This is a genomic window from Bradyrhizobium liaoningense, from assembly GCF_018130955.1.
Taxonomy (GTDB): domain Bacteria; phylum Pseudomonadota; class Alphaproteobacteria; order Rhizobiales; family Xanthobacteraceae; genus Bradyrhizobium; species Bradyrhizobium liaoningense_C.
Genome location: NZ_JAFCJM010000003.1, coordinates 204,080 through 222,888, shown reverse-complemented (window position 1 = coordinate 222,888; position 18,809 = coordinate 204,080). Strand labels below are relative to the sequence as shown.

18 protein-coding genes and 1 pseudogene are annotated in these 18,809 nt (G+C 64.3%); 5 read left to right on the top strand and 14 right to left on the bottom strand.

Annotation, left to right across the window (positions count from 1 at the left end; genetic code table 11):
• Positions 1–73: 73 nt before the first annotated feature.
• The 3 genes from JQ632_RS04060 to JQ632_RS04050 form a co-directional block, all read right to left on the bottom strand.
• Positions 74–229 carry a hypothetical protein gene (locus tag JQ632_RS04060; protein ID WP_212400981.1) on the bottom strand — a complete coding sequence of 52 codons (156 nt, stop codon included), beginning with the start codon at positions 227–229 and terminating at the stop codon, positions 74–76.
• A gap of 136 nt (positions 230–365) precedes the next feature.
• Positions 366–1,403, bottom strand: a complete 1,038-nt coding sequence (locus JQ632_RS04055; protein ID WP_212400980.1) for an alpha/beta fold hydrolase — start codon at positions 1,401–1,403, stop codon at positions 366–368.
• A 141-nt stretch (positions 1,404–1,544) separates the two neighbouring features.
• Positions 1,545–2,468, bottom strand: coding sequence for a LysR family transcriptional regulator (locus JQ632_RS04050; protein WP_212400979.1), 924 nt, complete (start codon positions 2,466–2,468; stop codon positions 1,545–1,547).
• A gap of 228 nt (positions 2,469–2,696) precedes the next feature.
• Between JQ632_RS04050 and JQ632_RS04045 the strand changes: the two genes are divergently transcribed.
• A complete protein-coding gene (locus JQ632_RS04045) occupies positions 2,697–3,407 on the top strand; it encodes an SDR family NAD(P)-dependent oxidoreductase (RefSeq protein ID WP_212400978.1) in 711 nt (236 codons plus the stop codon).
• Between the two features lie 13 nt (positions 3,408–3,420).
• Positions 3,421–3,657 (top strand): 4-oxalocrotonate tautomerase family protein, encoded by a 237-nt coding sequence (locus JQ632_RS04040; RefSeq protein WP_212400977.1) that lies wholly within the window; start codon positions 3,421–3,423, stop codon positions 3,655–3,657.
• Positions 3,658–3,844: 187 nt separating this feature from the next.
• Here the strand turns inward: JQ632_RS04040 and JQ632_RS04035 are convergent, their stop codons facing one another.
• The 3 genes and pseudogenes from JQ632_RS04035 to JQ632_RS04025 form a co-directional block, all read right to left on the bottom strand.
• The gene (locus JQ632_RS04035) at positions 3,845–4,531 is read right to left on the bottom strand and encodes a phasin family protein (protein ID WP_249151341.1); all 687 of its coding nucleotides are present in this window, start codon (positions 4,529–4,531) and stop codon (positions 3,845–3,847) included.
• The gene (locus tag JQ632_RS04030) at positions 4,500–5,267 is read right to left on the bottom strand and encodes an AAA family ATPase (protein ID WP_249151339.1); all 768 of its coding nucleotides are present in this window, start codon (positions 5,265–5,267) and stop codon (positions 4,500–4,502) included. Before JQ632_RS04030 ends, JQ632_RS04035 begins: the two co-directional genes overlap by 32 nt.
• Positions 5,268–5,301: 34 nt before the next feature.
• Positions 5,302–5,720, bottom strand: a pseudogene (locus tag JQ632_RS04025) (FAD-containing monooxygenase EthA); the annotation flags it as partial.
• Positions 5,721–5,947: 227 nt separating this feature from the next.
• On the opposite strand from JQ632_RS04025, the gene JQ632_RS04020 reads away from it, so the two are divergent.
• A complete protein-coding gene (locus JQ632_RS04020; protein ID WP_140978049.1) occupies positions 5,948–6,151 on the top strand; it encodes a hypothetical protein in 204 nt (67 codons plus the stop codon).
• A 70-nt stretch (positions 6,152–6,221) separates the two neighbouring features.
• Here the strand turns inward: JQ632_RS04020 and ahcY are convergent, their stop codons facing one another.
• The 3 genes from ahcY to JQ632_RS04005 form a co-directional block, all read right to left on the bottom strand.
• A complete protein-coding gene (gene ahcY, locus JQ632_RS04015) occupies positions 6,222–7,643 on the bottom strand; it encodes an adenosylhomocysteinase (RefSeq protein WP_212400975.1) in 1,422 nt (473 codons plus the stop codon).
• Between the two features lie 124 nt (positions 7,644–7,767).
• Positions 7,768–8,964, bottom strand: coding sequence for a methionine adenosyltransferase (gene metK, locus JQ632_RS04010; RefSeq protein WP_212400974.1), 1,197 nt, complete (start codon positions 8,962–8,964; stop codon positions 7,768–7,770).
• A gap of 61 nt (positions 8,965–9,025) precedes the next feature.
• Entirely contained in the window at positions 9,026–10,378 is a 1,353-nt protein-coding gene (locus JQ632_RS04005) for a hypothetical protein (protein ID WP_212400973.1), read from the bottom strand.
• A 160-nt stretch (positions 10,379–10,538) separates the two neighbouring features.
• Between JQ632_RS04005 and JQ632_RS04000 the strand changes: the two genes are divergently transcribed.
• The gene (locus JQ632_RS04000) at positions 10,539–12,257 is read left to right on the top strand and encodes a caspase family protein (RefSeq protein ID WP_212400972.1); all 1,719 of its coding nucleotides are present in this window, start codon (positions 10,539–10,541) and stop codon (positions 12,255–12,257) included.
• 4 nt (positions 12,258–12,261) lie between these two features.
• The gene (locus JQ632_RS03995) at positions 12,262–13,929 is read left to right on the top strand and encodes a caspase family protein (protein ID WP_212400971.1); all 1,668 of its coding nucleotides are present in this window, start codon (positions 12,262–12,264) and stop codon (positions 13,927–13,929) included.
• A 259-nt stretch (positions 13,930–14,188) separates the two neighbouring features.
• Here the strand turns inward: JQ632_RS03995 and JQ632_RS03990 are convergent, their stop codons facing one another.
• From JQ632_RS03990 to JQ632_RS03970, 5 genes are all read right to left on the bottom strand, one after another.
• Positions 14,189–15,307 carry a cobalamin-independent methionine synthase II family protein gene (locus JQ632_RS03990; protein WP_212400970.1) on the bottom strand — a complete coding sequence of 373 codons (1,119 nt, stop codon included), beginning with the start codon at positions 15,305–15,307 and terminating at the stop codon, positions 14,189–14,191.
• An 82-nt stretch (positions 15,308–15,389) separates the two neighbouring features.
• Positions 15,390–16,106: an ABC transporter ATP-binding protein gene (locus JQ632_RS03985; protein WP_212400969.1), complete on the bottom strand. Its 717-nt coding sequence runs from the start codon at positions 16,104–16,106 to the stop codon at positions 15,390–15,392.
• A complete protein-coding gene (locus JQ632_RS03980) occupies positions 16,099–16,854 on the bottom strand; it encodes an ABC transporter ATP-binding protein (protein ID WP_212400968.1) in 756 nt (251 codons plus the stop codon). The genes JQ632_RS03985 and JQ632_RS03980 overlap by 8 nt, the downstream gene beginning before the upstream one ends.
• Positions 16,851–17,879 (bottom strand): branched-chain amino acid ABC transporter permease, encoded by a 1,029-nt coding sequence (locus tag JQ632_RS03975; RefSeq protein ID WP_212400967.1) that lies wholly within the window; start codon positions 17,877–17,879, stop codon positions 16,851–16,853. Before JQ632_RS03975 ends, JQ632_RS03980 begins: the two co-directional genes overlap by 4 nt.
• Positions 17,880–17,887: 8 nt before the next feature.
• Positions 17,888–18,757, bottom strand: a complete 870-nt coding sequence (locus tag JQ632_RS03970; protein ID WP_212400966.1) for a branched-chain amino acid ABC transporter permease — start codon at positions 18,755–18,757, stop codon at positions 17,888–17,890.
• Positions 18,758–18,809 lie beyond the last annotated feature (52 nt).

The following is an 18,809-nucleotide window of genomic DNA, read 5'->3' as shown; positions in this document are numbered from 1 at the left end:
AACCCGCCGCAGGCCCAGCGGCAAGGCGCCGCAGGCGGGTTCCCGGGCCTGGATCAGGCTGAACCGGATCGGATCACGCGCGCGCCAGCGCTTGCAGTCCCTTGAAGGTCAGGCGCTTGGGGTCCCTGACGCCGGCGAGATACATCCGGCGAATGAAGGCGGCAACCGCATCACGGTCGCATTCGGTCAACGCCACGACGGCGTCGACGGCGATCTTCTGGGCTTCCATTGGGCTCCCCTCGTTGCGAGCACCCCAGCCCCGACAGCGTAGGACCCGCCGGTTAATCCGGTGTTAACCGTTTGGCGAGCATGGCCGATTCAAGCAGTCCGCCGTATACGCAAAACAACGCATGGGACGCGGCCGCTCACGCCTTGGCGACATCGAGGACGGCCTCGACGAAGGCCTGCGGCGCTTCCTGCGGCAGATTGTGCCCGATGCCGCCGTCGATCGTCCGGTGCTCGTACTTGCCGGAGAACATTTTCGCATAGGCCGAGGGCGGCGGATGCGGCGCGCCATTGGCGTCGCCTTCCATGGTGATCGTCGGCACCGTGATCACGGGCGCCGCCGCGAGCCGCTTTTCGAGCTCGGCGTACTTGGCCTCGCCTTCCGCCAGAGCAAGCCGCCAGCGGTAGTTGTGGATGGTGATGTCGACATGATCGGGATTGTCGAGCGAGGCCGCGCTGCGGTCGAAGGTGGCATCGTCAAAGTCCCACTTCGGCGAGGCCAGCTTCCAGATCAGCTTGGCAAAGTCGTGCCGGTTCTTCGCATAGCCCTCGCGGCCGCGCTCGGTCGCGAAATAATACTGGTACCACCACTGCAGCTCGGCGCTCGGCGGCAGCGGCATCTTGCCGGCCTCCTGACTCGAGATCAGGTAACCGCTGACAGAGACCATCGCCTTGACGCGCTCTGGCCAGAGCGCCGCGACGATGTTCGCGGTGCGCGCGCCCCAATCGTAGCCTGCAAGCGTCGCCTGCTTGATATCGAGCGCATCCATCAGCGCGACGATGTCGGCGGCAAGTGCGGCCGGCTCGCCGTTGCGCATGGTCTCGCCCGAGAGGAAGCGCGTGGTGCCGTAGCCGCGCAGATGCGGGACGATGACGCGATAGCCGGCCTGGGCCAGCGCCGGCGCGACGTCGAGGAAGCTGTGGATGTCATAGGGCCAGCCATGCAGCAGGACGACCACGGGACCATCGGCCGGGCCAGCCTCGGCATAGCCGACATTGAGAACGCCGGCGTCGATCTGCTTCAGGGCCGCGAACGCCTTGGTCGTGCCAGGCTTGATGGGCTGCCGCGACGAGGTCTGCGCAACGGCAGCACCTTTGAGGACGATCGGCACGGCCGCGAGCGTTAAGGCAGCGGACGAGATGAAGCGACGACGAGCGCGGTCGATAGGATCGGACATGTCTGTCTCTTTGTATTGGGCAGTGAGTTGTATTGGGCAGTGGGGCAGTGACGCGCCGCGTGTTCGTTGCAGAATTGGGCCCAATCGAGACGAACGCAAGAAGCTGCGAGACACACTTTCGTGTCACGATCGAATAACAATTCAGCGGTCAGCGACCTCCTTCGCCAGAATCGCGAATTGCTTCTTCAGGCGCGGCACGGCGAAGTCCATGAAGGCACGCACCTTCGGAACCGACAGCCGCCCCTGCGGGGTGATCACATGCACCGGCATCGGCGGATCCTCGTCGTCGGCGAGCACGATCTCGAGATTGCCCTTCTTCACCTGCTCTGCCACTTGGTACGAGTACAGCCGCGCCACGCCGCGGCCGCTGACGGCCGAGGCCACGGCGGCGTAGGTGCTGTTGCTCACGAGCCTCGGCGTGATTTGGACCGCCCGCGGGACCGACGATTTCCCAACGGGCGCAAAGGTCCACGAATTCGGGATGTGAGCCATGCCGATAATCTGGTGCTTGGCGAGATCAGCCGGCTCCTCGATCCGCGGATGCTGCTTCAGGTAACGCGGCGCGGCCACCACGAGCCGGCGCACCTCGCCAACCCGCGTCGCGACCATCGCCGAGTCCGAGAGGTGACCGATGCGGAGCGCGATGTCGAAGCCCTCCTCGATCAGATTGACGGCGCGGTCGAGCAGCAACAGCCGCGCCGACACGGTCGGATAGGCATCAAGAAAGGCGTCGAGGATCGGCTGCAGCACCATCTCGCCCGAAACCACCGGCCCCGTCAGCGCCAGCGTGCCGCGTGGCGCGGCACGCGGCCCCGCTGCGACGATGTCCGCCTCCTCGAGCTCGGTCAGCACGCGGCGACAGATCGCAACATAGCGCTCACCTTCCTCGCTCAGCTTGATCGATCGCGTCGTCCGGTGGAGGAGCTCCGTGCCGACCCGCTCCTCCAGGAAGGCGATGGCGCGGCTCACCGCCGCGGGCGAACGCCCGAGCTTGCGGCCGGCGGCTGCGAGACTCCCCTCGTCGACCGCAACGACGAAAACCTTCATCGTATCCAGACGATCCATACCCGCCCCGCCGCCATCACGTGAGCCAGCCCCCAACCTAGGGCTTCGCCACCCTTGCGACAACCGACGGAACCGCATCGGCATTCGCTCGCGGCGCGCAACAGTGTCGGTCGGCCAGCGTGGCTTCGCGCCGGCACCCCGCCGGCCTACGTGTTCGGCCAAGCCGATCCACCGCCCTCGCAGCCGATCGGCGCCAGATCAGGCCCACACAGCCAACAGGAGTTTTCCATGGGTATCGAGCAGAAAGTTGCAATCATTACCGGCGCATCGCAAGGCATCGGCGCCGCCCTCGTCCAGGCCTATCGCGACCGCAATTATCGCGTGGTCGCAACCGCCCGGTCGATCAAGCCGTCCAACGACGACGGCGTCCTCACCGTTGCCGGCGATATCGCCGACCCGGCGACCGCCGAGCGCGTGGTTTCGGCGGCCAAGGACCGCTTCGGCCGGATCGACACGCTCGTCAACAATGCCGGCATTTTCATCGCAAAGCCCTTCACCCAGTACACCGCCGAAGACTATGCGAATGCACTAGGGGTCAACGTTGCGGGCTTCTTCCGCATCACCCAGCTCGCCGTCTCGGAAATGGAAAAGCAGGGCTCGGGCCACGTCGTGCAGATCACGACCAGCCTCGTCGACCACGCCAACTCGAACGTGCCGTCCGTGCTCGCCTCGTTGACAAAGGGCGGGCTCAACGCCGCAACGAAATCGCTCGCGATCGAATATGCCAAGCGCGGTATCCGTGTGAACGCTGTTTCACCCGGTGCCATCAAGTCGCCGATGCATCCGGTCGAGACGCATGCCCAGCTTAGCGCGCTGCACCCGGTCGGGCACATCGGCGAGATGTCGGACATCGTCGACGCCGTGCTTTATCTCGAACAGGCGGGCTTCGTGACGGGCGAGATCCTGCACGTCGACGGCGGCCAGAGCGCCGGCCATTAGTGGAGGAAGCGCCATGCCCATCGTCACCATTCAAGTGACCCGCGAGGGAACGACGCCGGGTGCGGCGTCGCTCACCGCGGAGGAGAAAGCCGCGCTGATCAAGGGATCGAGCCAGTTGCTGCTCGACGTGCTCGGCAAGCCGCTGGACTCGACCTTCGTCATCATCGAAGAGGTCGACACCGACAATTGGGGCTGGGGCGGCCTGCCCGCACTGGAATTCAGACGCCGGCGCGCTGCGCAGACGGGCTGATCCTCGCCGGCACTGCGCGGCCGGATGAGCTGATCGAACTGAACGCCGATGTCGACAACCACTACGTCCACGCCCGGCCGCATAAGCGGCCGGGATCGGCGGCATCATCATGCTTCTTACGGACCTCTGCGGTGCTGCCGCACACCTCGTGCGATAGCGGCTATTGCGATGGCCAACGCCATGCGGGCTATTCAGTGCCGGACCTTGTCGCGTTCAGCGTCAACGATTTCAGCAATTCGGCCTGTTGCAGGACCAACTCACACTGCTTTCGCGCATGCGTGCTCGACAACTCAATCAGTTCCGAGAGCGTTCTCGCGCGGCCCAACTCTCGCGTATACTGCAAGGTCGCGCCCGCATTCACTTTCATCAGTTCGAGCACGACGGCGTGACACTCAGCGGCAGCTCCCTCCAGGAGCTTGCTTTCCGGACTGGCAGGATCCCTCGCATAGTCCAATGCAGCGTGCACACCGGCCTTCATTGTCTCCAGGGCACGAGCCTGCATGTCTTTGGCAATTTCCAAGGCGAGATCGGTGGTGCTGCTGGAGTTCTGGATTTGCGCGGCGCGCGACTCCACCTTCGCAGGCGGGGGCATCGCGACGCTCCCGTTGACTGCCGCTGGAACTGCCGTCTGCGCGAGTGCCTTCTGCGCATGTGTCTTCTGCGCATGTGCCTTCTGAGCAGGCGTCTTCTGAGCCAGTGTCTTCTCTGCCTGCTCGACCTGCGGTCCATCGTCCCGGGAGAGGGCGATCGGGTTGGGCGGTCTCTCCAGCAGGCCCTCGTCGATGGTACGGCTCGCCGCCGCCGTCAGCTCCACCAGCGAACGACGCCTGGCTCGCGCAACATCAGCAGGCTGTCTTGAGCGCGGCTTGTCCATGATCATTCGACTCCACGATAAGGTTCGCCGAAATCCAACCCCACAGGGCCACAATTTCGTCCGAGGCTTTTCCCTCCGGCGCGAACTCGGTCACGCCCAACCCAGCCCCGAGCGCATCCTGATGGTCGTTACGCTGCCCAATAAAGGGGAGCGCAAGCACGCCGAGCGAGTTGAGCGACGTGGCAGCTTCGCTCAGTCGACAACCCCGCGTGGGCGTCTGATTGAGGATGAAGGCAAATCGGCGGTTGAGCCTGCGAATAGCAATGAGCGTTGGTATTGCGGCTTCGATATCGGCCGGGCTCGGACGAGTCGGGATGAGACAAAGATCAGCGCTAGCAATCGCGCGCATCGCCAAATCATTGTTCGTGGCGGCTGTGTCAATGATTGCGAGCCAGAACCCCTCGGCCTCGAGTCGAGATATCGACGGCTCGATTTCGCCGGGATCTGTAATGCATGCGACGTGCGGATAGGAACTTGCTCGCCGCTCTTTCCATTTCGAGACCGTGCCTTGGGCGTCCGCCTCGACGACAGCGACGCGCTCTCCGCGCTGCATCGCTGCTACCGCAAGTCCAGCGGCCAGCGTGCTCTTGCCGCTGCCGCCCTTTTGCGTGACCAGAGCAAGGACGTACATGTCCCGCGCTTTCCCCTCGACGCCGACGACGCGGAACTCAAACGTTGTCGAAAACAGATTGCCAAGCGACGCAAAGACGCTATCGCAAGTCGCGATTCGACTCAAGCTATCGGCGGGTTCCTCCGCCGACAGACGAAGATCACGAGTACTGCATCACGCCGTCGTCGACCTTGCCGAAACGCAGAGTGACAATGTCGAACGCGTAGTTCTGGTAGAGGCGCCACGGCCGCTTCGAGCCCTGCTTCGGCATTTTTGCAACCGCGCGCTGCACGTAGCCGGACGAAAAGTCGAGCGAGGGCTGCAGCGTGACCGTGGGGTCGCTGTTGTGCGGCGTGCATTGCCGGAAATTGTGCCGGTCCATGTAGTTGAGTAGTTGATGAGGCGACAGACATATTCGCGAGTCAGGTCGCACTTTAGCGTCCATGATGCGTTGGTGTAGCCGAAGGCGGACGCCATGTTGGGCACGTCGGCGTACATCATGCCCTTGTAGGTCAGGGTCTTGGCAAAATCGACGGCACGGCCGTCGACGCTGACCTCGAGCCCGCCCACGACCTCAACCGGACAGGCCGGCACCGACGATCAGCACTTCGAAATGTTCTTGTTGCATGTTTTCCTCCGCCGCCTGCGATTGTCCGACCGGTGATGGAACCAGTCAATCCGCAAGAACCGAAGAACGGACTGTCCTATCAGACAAAACGCGTGATCCGTCGCACAGAATATCGCGCCCGCGCGTGCTCAAACTCCTGTCGATCCTCACGAGAGGAACCCAACCCAAGGAGACAGCAATGACCCGCATTCTCTCTGCGACCCTGCTTGCATTGACGGTCCTGTCGTTCGCGGTAGATACCGCCTCCGCCAATTGCCGGCCCGGCAGCCCAAACTGCGTCACGGCCGGCAGCAATCGGCCCAAGTTCTGTAACCCTTGCACGATCGACGGCGGCCTCGGCAGCCAGTGCAAGAACACCAACACCTGCGGCATCAAGAAGTAATCGGCGAACGACAAAGCCCCGGATCTCTCCGGGGCTTTGCGAACTCAATTTCGATTGAGGTCTCGTACTCTCAGTAGCGGTAGTGGTCCGACTTGTAGGGACCTTCCTGCTTGACGCCGATGTAGTCGGCCTGGTCCTTGCGGAGCTCCGTGAGCTTGACGCCGATCTTGGCGAGGTGCAGGCGCGCGACCTTCTCGTCCAGCGTCTTCGGCAGCACGTAGACTTTCTTCTCGTATTTGCCGTCCTTGTTGTTGGCCCAGAGCTCGATCTGCGCCAGCGTCTGGTTGGTGAAGGACGCCGACATCACGAAGGACGGATGGCCCATCGCGTTGCCGAGGTTCACGAGGCGGCCTTCCGACAGCATGATGATGCGGTGCTTGTCGGGGAACTCGATCTCGTCGACCTGCGGCTTGATGTTGGTCCACTTCAGATTGCGCAGCGAAGCGATCTGGATCTCGTTGTCGAAGTGGCCGATGTTGCAGACGATGGCGCGATCCTTCATCGCGCGCATGTGCTCGATGGTGATGATGTCCTTGTTGCCGGTGGCGGTAACGAAGATGTCGGCGCGGGGCGCGGCGTCTTCCATGGTCACGACCTCGTAGCCTTCCATCGCCGCCTGCAGCGCGCAGATCGGATCGATCTCGGAGACCATGACGCGGCAGCCGGCCTGGCGGAGCGAAGCCGCCGAGCCCTTGCCGACGTCGCCGAAGCCGGCGACCATCGCGACCTTGCCCGACAGCATCACGTCGGTGCCGCGGCGGATGCCGTCGACCAGCGATTCACGGCAGCCATAGAGGTTGTCGAACTTCGACTTGGTGACGCTGTCGTTGACGTTGATCGCCGGCCACAGCAGCGTGCCGGCCTTCTGCATGTCGTAGAGACGATGCACGCCCGTGGTGGTCTCTTCGGAAACACCCTTGATGCTCTTGGCGATCGCGGCGAAGTAGCCCTTCGGCTTTTCCTTGAGCTGCTTCTTCAAGAGCGCGAAGAACACTTCCTCTTCTTCCGAACCCGGCTTGTCCAGGAACGCGGTGTCGCCGTTCTCGGCGCGCAGGCCGAGATGGACGTACATGGTGGCGTCGCCACCGTCGTCCAGGATCATGTTCGGGTGACCGCCACCGTGCCAGTCGAACAGTTTTGCGGTGTAGTCCCAGTAGTCTTTCAGCGTCTCGCCCTTGACCGCGAACACCGGAATGCCGGCGGCTGCGATCGCCGCCGCGGCGTGGTCCTGCGTAGAATAGATGTTGCAGGAGACCCAGCGAATGTCGGCGCCGAGTGCTGCCAGCGTCTCGATCAGCACGCCGGTCTGGATCGTCATGTGCAGCGAGCCAGCGATGCGCGCGCCCTTCAGCGGCTGCTTCGGGCCGTACTCTTCGCGGGTAGCCATCAGGCCGGGCATCTCGGTCTCGGCGAGCGAGAGTTCCTTGCGGCCGAAATCGGCGAGCGAAATGTCCTTGACGATGTAATCGTTGAAGCCGGGCTTGGCGTTCATGTCTAGCTTCCTGTTGTTTGAAAAAGTCATTCCGGGGCACTCGTGAAACGAGCGAACCCGGAATCCGTAAGGTTCGAGATTCCGGGTTCGCCGCTGGCGCGGCGCCCCGGAATGACGGAATTGATCAGACCGCGCGCTTCAGCGGCTCGACGAGATCGGTCTTCTCCCAGGAGAAGCCGCCCTCGTTGTCCGGCGTACGGCCGAAGTGACCGTAGGCAGAGGTGCGCGCGTAGATCGGGCGGTTGAGGTCGAGGTGGCTGCGGATGCCGCGCGGCGTCAGATCCATCGCCTGCGCCACCGCCTTCTCGAGCTTCTCCTCGGCCACCTTACCGGTGCCGTGGGTGTCGATGTAGATCGACAGCGGACGCGCAACGCCGATGGCGTAGGCGAGCTGCAGTGTGCAGCGGTCGGCAAGACCGGCGGCCACGATGTTCTTGGCGAGATAGCGCGCTGCGTAAGCAGCCGAACGGTCGACCTTGGTCGGGTCCTTGCCGGAGAACGCGCCGCCGCCATGCGGAGCAGCGCCGCCATAGGTGTCGACGATGATCTTGCGGCCGGTGAGGCCGGAGTCGCCGTCGGGACCGCCGATGTAGAACTTGCCGGTCGGGTTGATGTGCCAGATGGTCTTGCCGTTGATCCAGTCCTTCGGCAGCGCCTCGCGGACATAGGGCTCGACGATCTCGCGAACCTGGCTCGAGGTGAGATCCGGGACCAGATGCTGGTGCGACACCACGATCTCGCGCACACCGACCGGCTTGCCGTTCTCGTACTGCACGGTGACCTGGCTCTTGGAGTCCGGACCCAGCACCTTCTCGCGGCCGGAGTGGCGCGCCTCGGAGATCAGGCGCAGGATCTTGTGGGCGTAGAAGATCGGCGCCGGCATCAGGTCGGGCGTCTCGTTGGTGGCGTAGCCGAACATGATGCCCTGGTCGCCCGCGCCCTCTTCCTTGACCTCGCCCGGCTGCAGCGCGTCGACGCCCTGCGCGATGTCGGCCGACTGCGGATGCAGCAGGATCTCGATGTCGCAGGTTTTCCAGTGAAAACCTTCCTGCTCGTAGCCGATGTCCTTGATCGCGGCGCGCACGACGCTCTCGATCTGCTCGTTGGTGACGGACGCCGGGCCGCGGGTCTCGCCGGCGATCACGACCTTGTTGGTGGTCGCGAGCGTTTCGCAGGCGGCGCGGATTGCCCACGGGTCGATGCCGGCTTTCGGCCCCTCGCGGTAGAACAGGTCGACGATCTCGTCGGAGATCCGGTCGCAGACCTTGTCCGGATGGCCCTCAGACACGGACTCGCTGGTGAAGAGATAAGACGCGCGCATCAGTAACCCCTTGTTCCGCCGCTCTCGGCGGTTCGTTTGCGATGTTTACTCTCGGATGATGTCAATCACGCCGGCGCGAGATGACGTAGGATTCGTCGTAAAACCAAAGCCCATTATGCTTGCGAAGGACGTCTCTGGCGGCATCCAGAGTGCGGCCGCTTTGAGTCATTTCTGTCAATCGGTCGTCCTCGATCTGCGCCACATACACCGCCGCATTCCACGCTGCAAAGGCCGTCGAGGTTCCGATGGCACCCGTCACCTCGTTGGGCAGCGCTTCCATATCATACCTGAAGATCGAACGGTTATCAGCATACGCATTAAAATTTAAGTCCCGGCCCAACGATCCGAGCTCATACTTAACGGCGCGCAATAGCTCATGACGGCTCACCGAGAAAGGATTTTCTCCAGGCCAGATCGCCTGGATCATTTCCATGCCGGGATCGTGACCGTGAGAGTGAATACCGATCAGCCGGCCCCCCGGCCGAAGTGCCCGTGCCAAGGGCGCAATGATCCGTTTTGCCCGGAAATTGACCGAGGACAGGGCACGGTATGGCTGGGATGCAATGACGAGGTCGAAATTGGCCTCGGTGTGCCCCGGCCGCGGAATGGTCGAATCCAGCAGAAACCTGTGGTCCTCGCGATAGAGCACCAGCACGACAGGTCGTTCATACAGCGGCATGGCCGTGCGTGGGCTGATCGCCGCCCGCCAGTTCTGCTCCAGGAATGGCTTCAGCTCTGCGATCTGGGTCTCAAACTCGCCCGTGGAAGCGCCCCGCAGCGGAACTTCGTGCCATACGGTCGCAGCCGCCGCCGCAGGCGATGCCGGCGTGAGCCAAGGCGCCTCCGAGTAGAACATGTTGGTAAAGACGAATACCGATGCCGGATGCTCGAAAATGCGATCGGGCACCTTCTCCAGCGTCAGGCGCAGGTCCTCGAGACTGAGCTCCTTGCCGGCGACATAGAACGGCATGTGTGGGAAGCGCTGGTGCGTTGCGCGCAGTACCCGCGCCAGCACCGTGCCGTCGCCGACGCCCGCATCGAATATGCGCAAGGCCGGCGGGCGCGGGTGAATGGTGGCGAGCTCCAACGCCACCCGGTCCGCGATCACCCGCTTCTCGCTGCAGGTGTGGACGAACAGCAGGTATTTCTGCCGGTTCTCGAAGAAACGAAAATTGCCGCGAGGATCGCGCTTTTCCGGGGGTACCTGAAGTCCCCGCGGCGGCGGCAGGCCGCCGGTCGATGCGGCCATATAGGCCTGGATCCGGTCCAGCGTGTCGATGGTGATGCGCTTTCCCTCGCGCAGCCGATGCACCAGCTTCCCATCGTTCACCGCGCGCCGGCCAAACGTCGATTCCGCCATGTCCGCCTTGCGGCAGAACTCGGTGATCTGGCTCAGGATTTCGTCGTTTTTCATCGGGTGGGACGCGGTGGGCAGCAGCGTTGGGCCCAACCTCCTAGCAAATTCTGCCCACTTAGGGAATACCCTCTGGAATTGCTCCATTCCCGAATGAGGATGAACCCCGGCGCAGTGCCCGGCAACAAACAGGCGCCTCTCCTCTTGCGGGACCCCCATCATGCGCCGTCTGCTCGTCGCGTTCTGCCTGCTCGCCGCAACCTTGTGGTCCGCCCCCTCCTTCGCGCAGAGCCGCGCGCAGCTCGGGCCGCTCTGCACCAGCGAGGGCACGCCGGCCGATCAGCAGATCGACGCCTGCAACAAGATCATCGCGCTCAAAGTATTTAAGGGTGGGCAGCTCGCCACGGTCTATTTCTGGCGCGCGGTCGGCTGGAACAAGAAGGGCGACTACGACAAGGTGATATCAGATACCACCGAGGCGATCCGGCTCGCGCCGGACCAGGCGCTCTACAACCTGCGGGGATCGGCCTATTTCGACAAGGGCGAGAACGATATCGCGATCGCGGATTTCAACGACGCGCTGAAGCTCGGACCGCCGAGCGGAATCATCCTTCACAACCGCGCCAACGCCTATAAGGCCAAGCACGACTACGCCAAGGCGCTTGCCGATTACAACGAGGCCATCCGGCTCTATCCCGGCGAGGCCTATATCTACGACAATCGCGGCTCCACGAAACTGAAGCTCGGCGATCTCGACGGCGCGCTCGCGGACGTCAACGAGGCGATCCGGCTCAATCCGAAGCTTCCGGCGCCCCTGATCACCCGCACCGTGATCTGGCGCGCCAAGGGCAATTTCGACCGTGCGATCGCCGACGGCAGCGAGGCGATCCGGCTCGCCAAGTCCAATGTGCCGCTCGCGGTCCTGACGGCGCCGGGCAGCGTGCTGATCGCGGGCTATATCCACCGCGGGCTCGCCTATGAGGCCAAGGGCGACGTCGAGCACGCCAAGGACGACTACCGCTCGACCCTCCAAGGGGTCGCCTCCGATGCGGGCAGCAAGTCCAATCAGGCGACGGCCAAGGTGCGCTTTTCGCTGCTCTCAGACATGGCGCCGGCACCGCGCGATGCCCCGGCCGATCCGGCGCAGCCGCAGAAGGCCGACAATACGCCCCAGGGGCAGACCACCTCACCGCCGGCGGCGCCGGGCACCGCGAGCCGCGGCAAGCGCATGGCGCTCGTGATCGGCAACGGCGCCTACAACCACGTCAAGGCGCTGCCCAATCCTTCCAACGACGCGCGCGCGGTTGCGAAAAGCCTGCGCGACATCGGCTTCGCGGTGACGGAGGGCATCGACCTCGACCGCGCCAAGATGCAGAAGATGACGCGCGACTTCCTGCGCGATGCGGCACAGGCGCAGCTCGCCGTGGTCTATTACGCCGGGCACGGCGTGCAGATCGACGGCCGCAACTACCTGATCCCCGTCGACGTCGAGCTGAAATCCGGAACCAGCATGACGGCGTCGATGATCGACATGGATACGATCATGGCCGGCCTCGACGACCATGTCCGCACCAACATCCTGATCTTCGATGCCTGCCGCAACAATCCGATGGCGCCGCAGGTGGCGTCCGCCGGAGCCAACCGTGCCATCGAAGGCGCATCGGGCCTCGCCGCGCCGACGAGCCTCGGGTCTGGCGCGACATTGGGCGCCGGCACGCTGATCGCCTTTGCGACCGCACCGGGCCAGGTCGCGCTCGACGGCGAAGGCGCCAACTCGCCGTTCTCGGCCGCGCTGTCGCGCCACATCGGCACGCCTGGCCTGGAAGTCCAGCAGATGCTGACACGGGTGCGGGCCGAGGTGGTGTCGGGCACCAAGAACAAGCAGGTGCCGTGGTCGAACTCGTCGCTGCTAGGCGAAGTGTATCTGGCGGAGAAGTGAAACAATGCACCGCCTGCTCGTCGCTCCAGCCTTGCTCGTCGCCGCGCTATGGTCCGCTCCCTGCCTGGCACAGGCGCGCAACCAGCTCGGGCCGCTCTGCACCACCAGCACCACGCCGGCGGATCAGATGATCGACGCCTGCAACAAGATCATTGCGCTAAAGGTGTTCCAGGGCGAGCAGCTCGCGGGCATCTACTTCTGGCGCTCGGTCGGCTGGACCAAGAAGGCCGACTACAGCAAGGTGATCGCCGACGCCACCGAGTCCCTGCGCCTGTTTCCGAACCAGGCGGCCTATAATCAGCGCGGCGCGGCCTATTACAACAAGGGCGAGTACGACATCGCGATCGCCGATTACGACGACGCGCTCAAGCTCGGCCCGCCGAACAGCACGATCCATCACAATCGCGGCAACGCCTGGCGCGTCAAGGGTGACTACGCCAAGGCGATCGCCGACTACGACGACTCGATCAAGATCTCCCCCTCGGCGTTGTCATTCCAGAACCGCGGCATCTCGAAGCAAGCGCTGGGCGATCTCGACGGCGCGCTCGCCGACATCAACCAGGCGATCCGGCTCGACCCGATGCTTGCCCAGCCGCTGGTGCATCGGACAACGATCTGGCGCGCCAAGGGCGACTTCGATCGCGCCATCGCCGATGGCACCGAGGCGATCCGCCTCGCAACGGACAAGCCGCCCGTCAACTTCATGACGCCGCCCAACAGCGTGCTGATCACGGCCTACACGTTTCGTGGGTTAGCCTATGAGGCCAAGGGCGACTTCGAGCACGCCAAGGCAGACTACCGGACCGCGCTGAGCGTGACGGCATCGGACGCCGGCAGCAAGGCCAATCAGGCCTCCGCGAAGGTGCGGCTGTCACTGGTGTCGGAGCCACCTGCGCCCGCGCAGCAGAAGGCGACGACCGCACCATCGCCCGCCCCTACCGCGACGTCGCGCGGCAAGCGCATGGCGCTGATCATCGGCAACGGCGCCTACAGCCACGTCAAGGCGCTGCCCAATCCGGCCAACGACGCACGCGCGTTGGCCAAGAGCCTCCGCGACATCGGCTTCACGGTGTCCGAAGGCATCGACCTCGACCGGACGGCGATGCAGAAGATCACGCGCGACTTTTTGCGCGATGCGGCGCGGGCTCAGGTCGCGGTCGTCTACTATGCCGGCCATGGCGTGCAGGTCGACGGGCGCAACTATCTCATTCCCGTCGACGTCGAACTCAAGGCCGGCAGCAGCATGACCGAGGCGATGATCGACATGGACACGATCATGGCCGGCCTCGACGACCAGGTGCGCACCAACATTTTGATCTTCGATGCCTGCCGCAACAATCCGATGGCGCCACAGGTGGCAGCCGCCGGCACCAACCGTGCCATCGAAGGCGCCTCCGGCCTCGCTGCGCCGACAAGTCTCGGTGCGGGCGCGACGCTGGGCGCCGGCACATTGATCGCGTTTGCGACCGCACCGGGCCAGGTCGCGCTCGACGGCGAAGGCGCCAACTCGCCCTTCTCTGCTGCGCTCTCGCACCACATCGGCACGCGCGGGCTGGAAGTGCAGCAAATGCTGACGCGGGTACGGGCCGAGGTGGTGTCGAGCACGAAGAACAAGCAGGTGCCGTGGTCGAACTCGTCGCTGCTGGGTGAGGTGTATCTGGCAGAGAGGTGACGGCGGACGCTCGCAGGCGACCTGCAGTGAGGCGGAAGTCACGCGCCTCAAAGTTCAGTGTCGTCCCGGACAAGCGAAGCGCAGATCCGGGACCCATAACCACAAGATAGCGTTTGGCGAAGACTCGTGGTTGTCAGCTTCGCGCCGCAACTTCTCCCTGTGGTTATGGGTCCCGGCCCCCGTGCGCAACTGCGCACTAGGCCGGGACGACACCGAGGGGATGCGCGAGCTCACCGTCTCCAAAGACGGTGCGTGGGGCTTACTGGCCCCACACTTCCTTCGCGATCTCGACTGCGAGGCTCAGCTTCGCCCATTGCTCTTCCTCGGAGAGGATGTTGCCTTCCTCGGTCGAGGCAAAACCGCATTGCGGCGACAGCGCGAGCTGCTCCAGCGGAGCGAACTTGGCGGCTTCTTCGAGACGGCGCTTGATGTCGTCCTTCTTCTCGAGCTCGCCGAACTTCGAGGTGATGACGCCGACCACGACGACCTTGTTGCCCTTGGGCAGGAAGCGCAGCGGCTCGAAGCCGCCGGCGCGATCGCTGTCGTACTCCAGGAAGTAGCCGTCGTAATTGGTGCCGGCGAGCATGGTCTCCGCCACCGGCTCGTAGCCGCCGGAGGAGATCCAGGTCGAGCGGAAGTTGCCGCGGCAGACATGCGTCGTCACCACCATGTCGGCGGGCTTTTCGGCCAGCGCGTAGTTGATGATGCGGGCGTAGATCTGCTGCAGGCCGTCCGGATTGTCGCCGCGCTCGCGCGCCTTCTTCAATTCGTCCTGCGAGCAGAGATAGGCCCACACGGTGTCGTCGAACTGCAGATAGCGGCAGCCGGCGTCGTAGAAAGCCTTGACTGCTTTCCGATAAGTCTTGCCGAGATCCTCGTAGAACGCGTCGAGATCGGGATAGACGTCCTTGGAGATCGCCTTGCGGCCGCCGCGGAAGTGCAGCACCGCAGGCGACGGGATCGTCATCTTCGCGGTGACGTGGGCCTGGTCGGCGTACTTCTTCAGGAACTTGAAGTGGTCGAGCATCGGGTGGGTGTCGGGGAAGTCGAGCTTGTCGATCACCCGTATCGCGTCGTGCCTGGTCTCGACGCCCGCGAACTGGATGCCGGTGTCGGGGTGGAAGAGCTCGCAGCCGGTCAGTTTTGCCAGGAAGTCGAAATGCCACCAGGAGCGGCGGAATTCGCCGTCGGTCGCAAGCTTCAACCCGATCGAGGCCTGCTTGTGCACGACCTTCTCGATCTCCATGTCCTCGATCTTGCGCAGATCGTCGGCGGAAATCTCGCCCTTCTCGAGCTTCGCCCGCGCTTCCTTGATCTTGGCGGGGCGCAGGAGGCTGCCGACCTCGTCGGCGCGGAAGGGGGCTTTGGTTCGCTGCATGGTCTCAACTCCCGAGATTAGAGCGTTTTCAAGCGAAGTGGGTACCGGTTCGCGTGAAGAAAACGCGTCAAGCTAAAGACTCCTAATGGCCGGCCGCCCCCGCAACACCGAGGTGGCGTTCGAGTACCGATGGGTCGGCCTTGAGCGCGGCGCTGGGGGCGTCGTGGACGATCGCTCCGCGCTCCAATATCACAACGCGGTCGGCCAGCCCCAGAATCTTTTGCGCATTCTGCTCGACGATGATCGAGCAGATGCCGCCCGAACGGGTGATGGTGCCGAGCGCCTTCAAAAGCTCCTCGACGATGATCGGGGCGAGGCCCTCGGTCGGCTCGTCCAGCAGCAGCACTTTTGGATTGAGGGTCAGCGCGCGGCCGATCGCCAGCATCTGCTGCTCGCCGCCGGAGAGCTGGTTGCCAAAGTTATTCCGCCGCTCCTGAAGTCGCGGGAACATCTCGTAGACCTTCTGGACCGTCCACGGGCCGGGCTGGGCTACCGCGGTCATGTTCTCCTCGACCGTCAGCGAGCGAAATATATTGCGCTCCTGCGGCACCCAGCCGATGCCGGCCCGCGCCCGCTGGTCGGCCCGCAACGCCGTGACGTCGGTGCCGCCGAGCGAGATGCTGCCTGAGAAGCGGCGGGTGACCCCGACGATGGAATTGATCAGCGTGGTCTTGCCGGTGCCGTTGCGGCCCAAGAGCGCCAGCACCTGCCCTTCAGCGAGACGCAGCGACATGTTGGGCAGCACCACCGCCTCGCCGTAGCCGGCGCGAAGCGTGTCGATCGCGAGCAGGTCAGACATCGATCGCCTCCTCGCCCAGATAGACCGCCTTCACCTGCGGATCCCGCGCCACCTGGTCCGGCGGGCCTTCGGTGAGCAGCGCGCCGGAGACCAGCACCGAGATGCGGTCGGCGAAGGAGAACACGAGATCCATGTCGTGCTCGATCAGGAGCACGGTGACGTCGCGCGGCAGGCTTGCGACGACGGCGAGGATGTCGTGCCGCTCGCTCTCGGGCACGCCCGCGGCAGGCTCGTCGAGCAGCAGCACGCGCGGCTTGGCGGCGATCGCGACCGCGATCTCGAGCAGGCGCTGCTTGCCGTAAGGCAGCGTCACCGTCGGCTCGTTCATGGCGTCGAGCAGATGGAAGCGCTTCAGCAATTCCGCGATCTCGCCGTTGACGTCGTCGCGCGTCCCCATGCGCCGCCACCAGTCGCCGCCATGGCCGAGGCGCTCGGAGACCGCGAGCCCGATGGTTTCGAGCGGCGTCAGGTCGGCATAGAGCTGGTTGATCTGGAAGGTGCGCGACAGGCCGCGCAGCACGCGCTTGTGCACGGGCATATCGGTGATGTCGTGCCCCTCGAGCAGGATGCGGCCCGAATTCGGCTTCAGCACGCCGGTGAGCTGGTTGATCACCGTGGTCTTGCCGGCGCCGTTCGGACCGATCAGGGCGTGACGGGCCCCCTGCTCGATTTTCAGCGACAGGTCGCGCGTCACGCGCAGGCCGCCGAACTGTTTTTCGAGGTTCTTGGTTTCGAGCACGATGGTCATGCGTCGCTCTCCGGAACGGCGATGACAGCCTTGCGCCCGGCCACCTGCTTGATGATCAGGTTGGGCACGAACAGCACCCAGCGATGCAGGCGCTCGCGGCCGAGCAGCACGATCACGACCAGCACGAGGCCGATCCAGAACTGCCAGTATTGCGGGGTGATGGTGGAGAACAGCTCCTGGAGCATCCGAAACACCACCGCGCCGATCAGGCCGCCATAGAGATAGCCGGTGCCGCCGATCACGAGCACCAGCATCAGGTCGGCGGAGCGCTCGAACGAGAACACGTCGAGCGAGGCGATTGCGGTGGTCTGGGTGAACAGCGCGCCTGCGATGCCGGCATAGAAGGCCGCCAGCGTGTAGATCGCGATCAGGCGGCGATTGACGGGGATGCCGATGGCAGCGGCGCGCAAGGGGTTGTTCTTGATCGCGCGCAGCGACAGGCCGAACGGAGAGTGCACGACACGGCGCGCCAGCAGGAACAGCAGGAACAACACGGCAACCGAATAGAAGAAGCCGGTCTTGCCGAACATGTCGAAGGCAAGCGTCCCGAAGATCGGCTGCATCTCGATGCCCTGCAGGCCGTCGGTGCCGCCGGTGATGTTGGAAAAGCGCTCGGCGAGCGCCTCCAGCAGCAGCGCGATGCCGAGCGTCACCATCAGCCGCGTCAGGTCGACGCCGCGGATCACGAGGAAGCTGGTGGCAAAGCCCAGCACCATCGCGGCGAGGCCGGCGGCGATCAGCGCCAGCACGGGCTCGGTGATGATACCGTGCAGGGACAAAAGACCGGCCGCGTAGGCGCCGACGCCGAAGAACGCCGCGTGGCCCAGCGAGACGATACCGGCATAGCCGAGGATCAGGTCGAGCGACATCGCGAACAGCGCGAGCCGCACGATGTCGGTCATGATCAGGTAACGCGACGGAAACAGGAAGCCGCAGGCCAGGACGATGACCCAGAAGGCGATTTCGCCGTAGTGCCAGCGCGCATGGCGCTGGGCGTGATAGCCGACGTCGGAAGCAGCACTCATCGGACCACTCAACGCGCAGCAGTGCGGCCGAACAGACCGTTCGGGCGCCAGATCAGGATCACGATCATCATGGTGTAGATCACGAACGGTCCCATCTTCGGGACGTAGTATTTGCCGGCGACGTCGCCGATGCCGAGCAGGAGCGAGGCGAGGAACGGGCCGGTGATCGAGGACGAGCCGCCGACGGTCACCACGATCAGGAAGTAGATCATGAACTTGAGCGGGAAGTAGGGATCGAGGCCGAGGATCTCCGCGCTGAGCGCGCCACCGAGGCCGGCGAGCCCGCAACCGAAGGCGAAGGTGAAGGCGAACACCTGCGGCACGTTGATGCCGAGGCCGCTTGCGGCGCGCGGATCATCGACCGCGGCGCGCAGGCGGCTGCCGAACCGCGTCTTGGCCAGGATCAGCTGCAGCGCGACCGTGAGCAGGCCGCAGATCACGATGATCATCAGCCGGTAGCGGCCGATGCCAACGCCGAAGAAGTCGAACTGCCCCTGCAGCGCGTCCGGCAGGTTGATGAAGACGCGCGAGGATCCCATGAAATAGTCGACGGCCGCGACCGACATGAAGGTCAGGCCGATCGAGAACAGCACCTGATCGAGATGGCTGCGCGTGTAGAGATGCCGGTAAAGCGTACGCTCCAGCAGCACGCCGATCACCGCGGCGGAGACGAAAGCGAGCGGCAGCGCCGCGAAGAACGGCCAGCCCGACTTGTTGACCAGCAGCATGCAGACATAGCCGCCGGCCATCGCGAAGGCGCCGTGCGCGAGATTGACGAAGTTCATCAGTCCGAGCGTCACCGCGAGCCCGCAGGCGAGCACGAACAGCAGCATGCCGTAGGCAACGCCATCGAACAGGTTGGTCAGGATCGAGGTCATCTTCTCAGCTTGGCGTTAGACGTCATGGCCGGGCTTGTCCCGGCCATCCACG

Bases quoted from the DNA above. Each gene is read 5' to 3' on its own strand.
- JQ632_RS04060 (WP_212400981.1), bottom strand. From the start codon at position 229: ATGGAAGCCCAGAAGATCGCCGTCGACGCCGTCGTGGCGTTGACCGAA.
- JQ632_RS04055 (WP_212400980.1), bottom strand. From the start codon at position 1,403: ATGTCCGATCCTATCGACCGCGCTCGTCGTCGCTTCATCTCGTCCGCT.
- JQ632_RS04050 (WP_212400979.1), bottom strand. From the start codon at position 2,468: ATGGATCGTCTGGATACGATGAAGGTTTTCGTCGTTGCGGTCGACGAG.
- JQ632_RS04045 (WP_212400978.1), top strand. From the start codon at position 2,697: ATGGGTATCGAGCAGAAAGTTGCAATCATTACCGGCGCATCGCAAGGC.
- JQ632_RS04040 (WP_212400977.1), top strand. From the start codon at position 3,421: ATGCCCATCGTCACCATTCAAGTGACCCGCGAGGGAACGACGCCGGGT.
- JQ632_RS04035 (WP_249151341.1), bottom strand. From the start codon at position 4,531: ATGGACAAGCCGCGCTCAAGACAGCCTGCTGATGTTGCGCGAGCCAGG.
- JQ632_RS04020 (WP_140978049.1), top strand. From the start codon at position 5,948: ATGACCCGCATTCTCTCTGCGACCCTGCTTGCATTGACGGTCCTGTCG.
- ahcY (WP_212400975.1), bottom strand. From the start codon at position 7,643: ATGAACGCCAAGCCCGGCTTCAACGATTACATCGTCAAGGACATTTCG.
- metK (WP_212400974.1), bottom strand. From the start codon at position 8,964: ATGCGCGCGTCTTATCTCTTCACCAGCGAGTCCGTGTCTGAGGGCCAT.
- JQ632_RS04005 (WP_212400973.1), bottom strand. From the start codon at position 10,378: ATGAAAAACGACGAAATCCTGAGCCAGATCACCGAGTTCTGCCGCAAG.
- JQ632_RS04000 (WP_212400972.1), top strand. From the start codon at position 10,539: ATGCGCCGTCTGCTCGTCGCGTTCTGCCTGCTCGCCGCAACCTTGTGG.
- JQ632_RS03995 (WP_212400971.1), top strand. From the start codon at position 12,262: ATGCACCGCCTGCTCGTCGCTCCAGCCTTGCTCGTCGCCGCGCTATGG.
- JQ632_RS03990 (WP_212400970.1), bottom strand. From the start codon at position 15,307: ATGCAGCGAACCAAAGCCCCCTTCCGCGCCGACGAGGTCGGCAGCCTC.
- JQ632_RS03985 (WP_212400969.1), bottom strand. From the start codon at position 16,106: ATGTCTGACCTGCTCGCGATCGACACGCTTCGCGCCGGCTACGGCGAG.
- JQ632_RS03980 (WP_212400968.1), bottom strand. From the start codon at position 16,854: ATGACCATCGTGCTCGAAACCAAGAACCTCGAAAAACAGTTCGGCGGC.
- JQ632_RS03975 (WP_212400967.1), bottom strand. From the start codon at position 17,879: ATGAGTGCTGCTTCCGACGTCGGCTATCACGCCCAGCGCCATGCGCGC.
- JQ632_RS03970 (WP_212400966.1), bottom strand. From the start codon at position 18,757: ATGACCTCGATCCTGACCAACCTGTTCGATGGCGTTGCCTACGGCATG.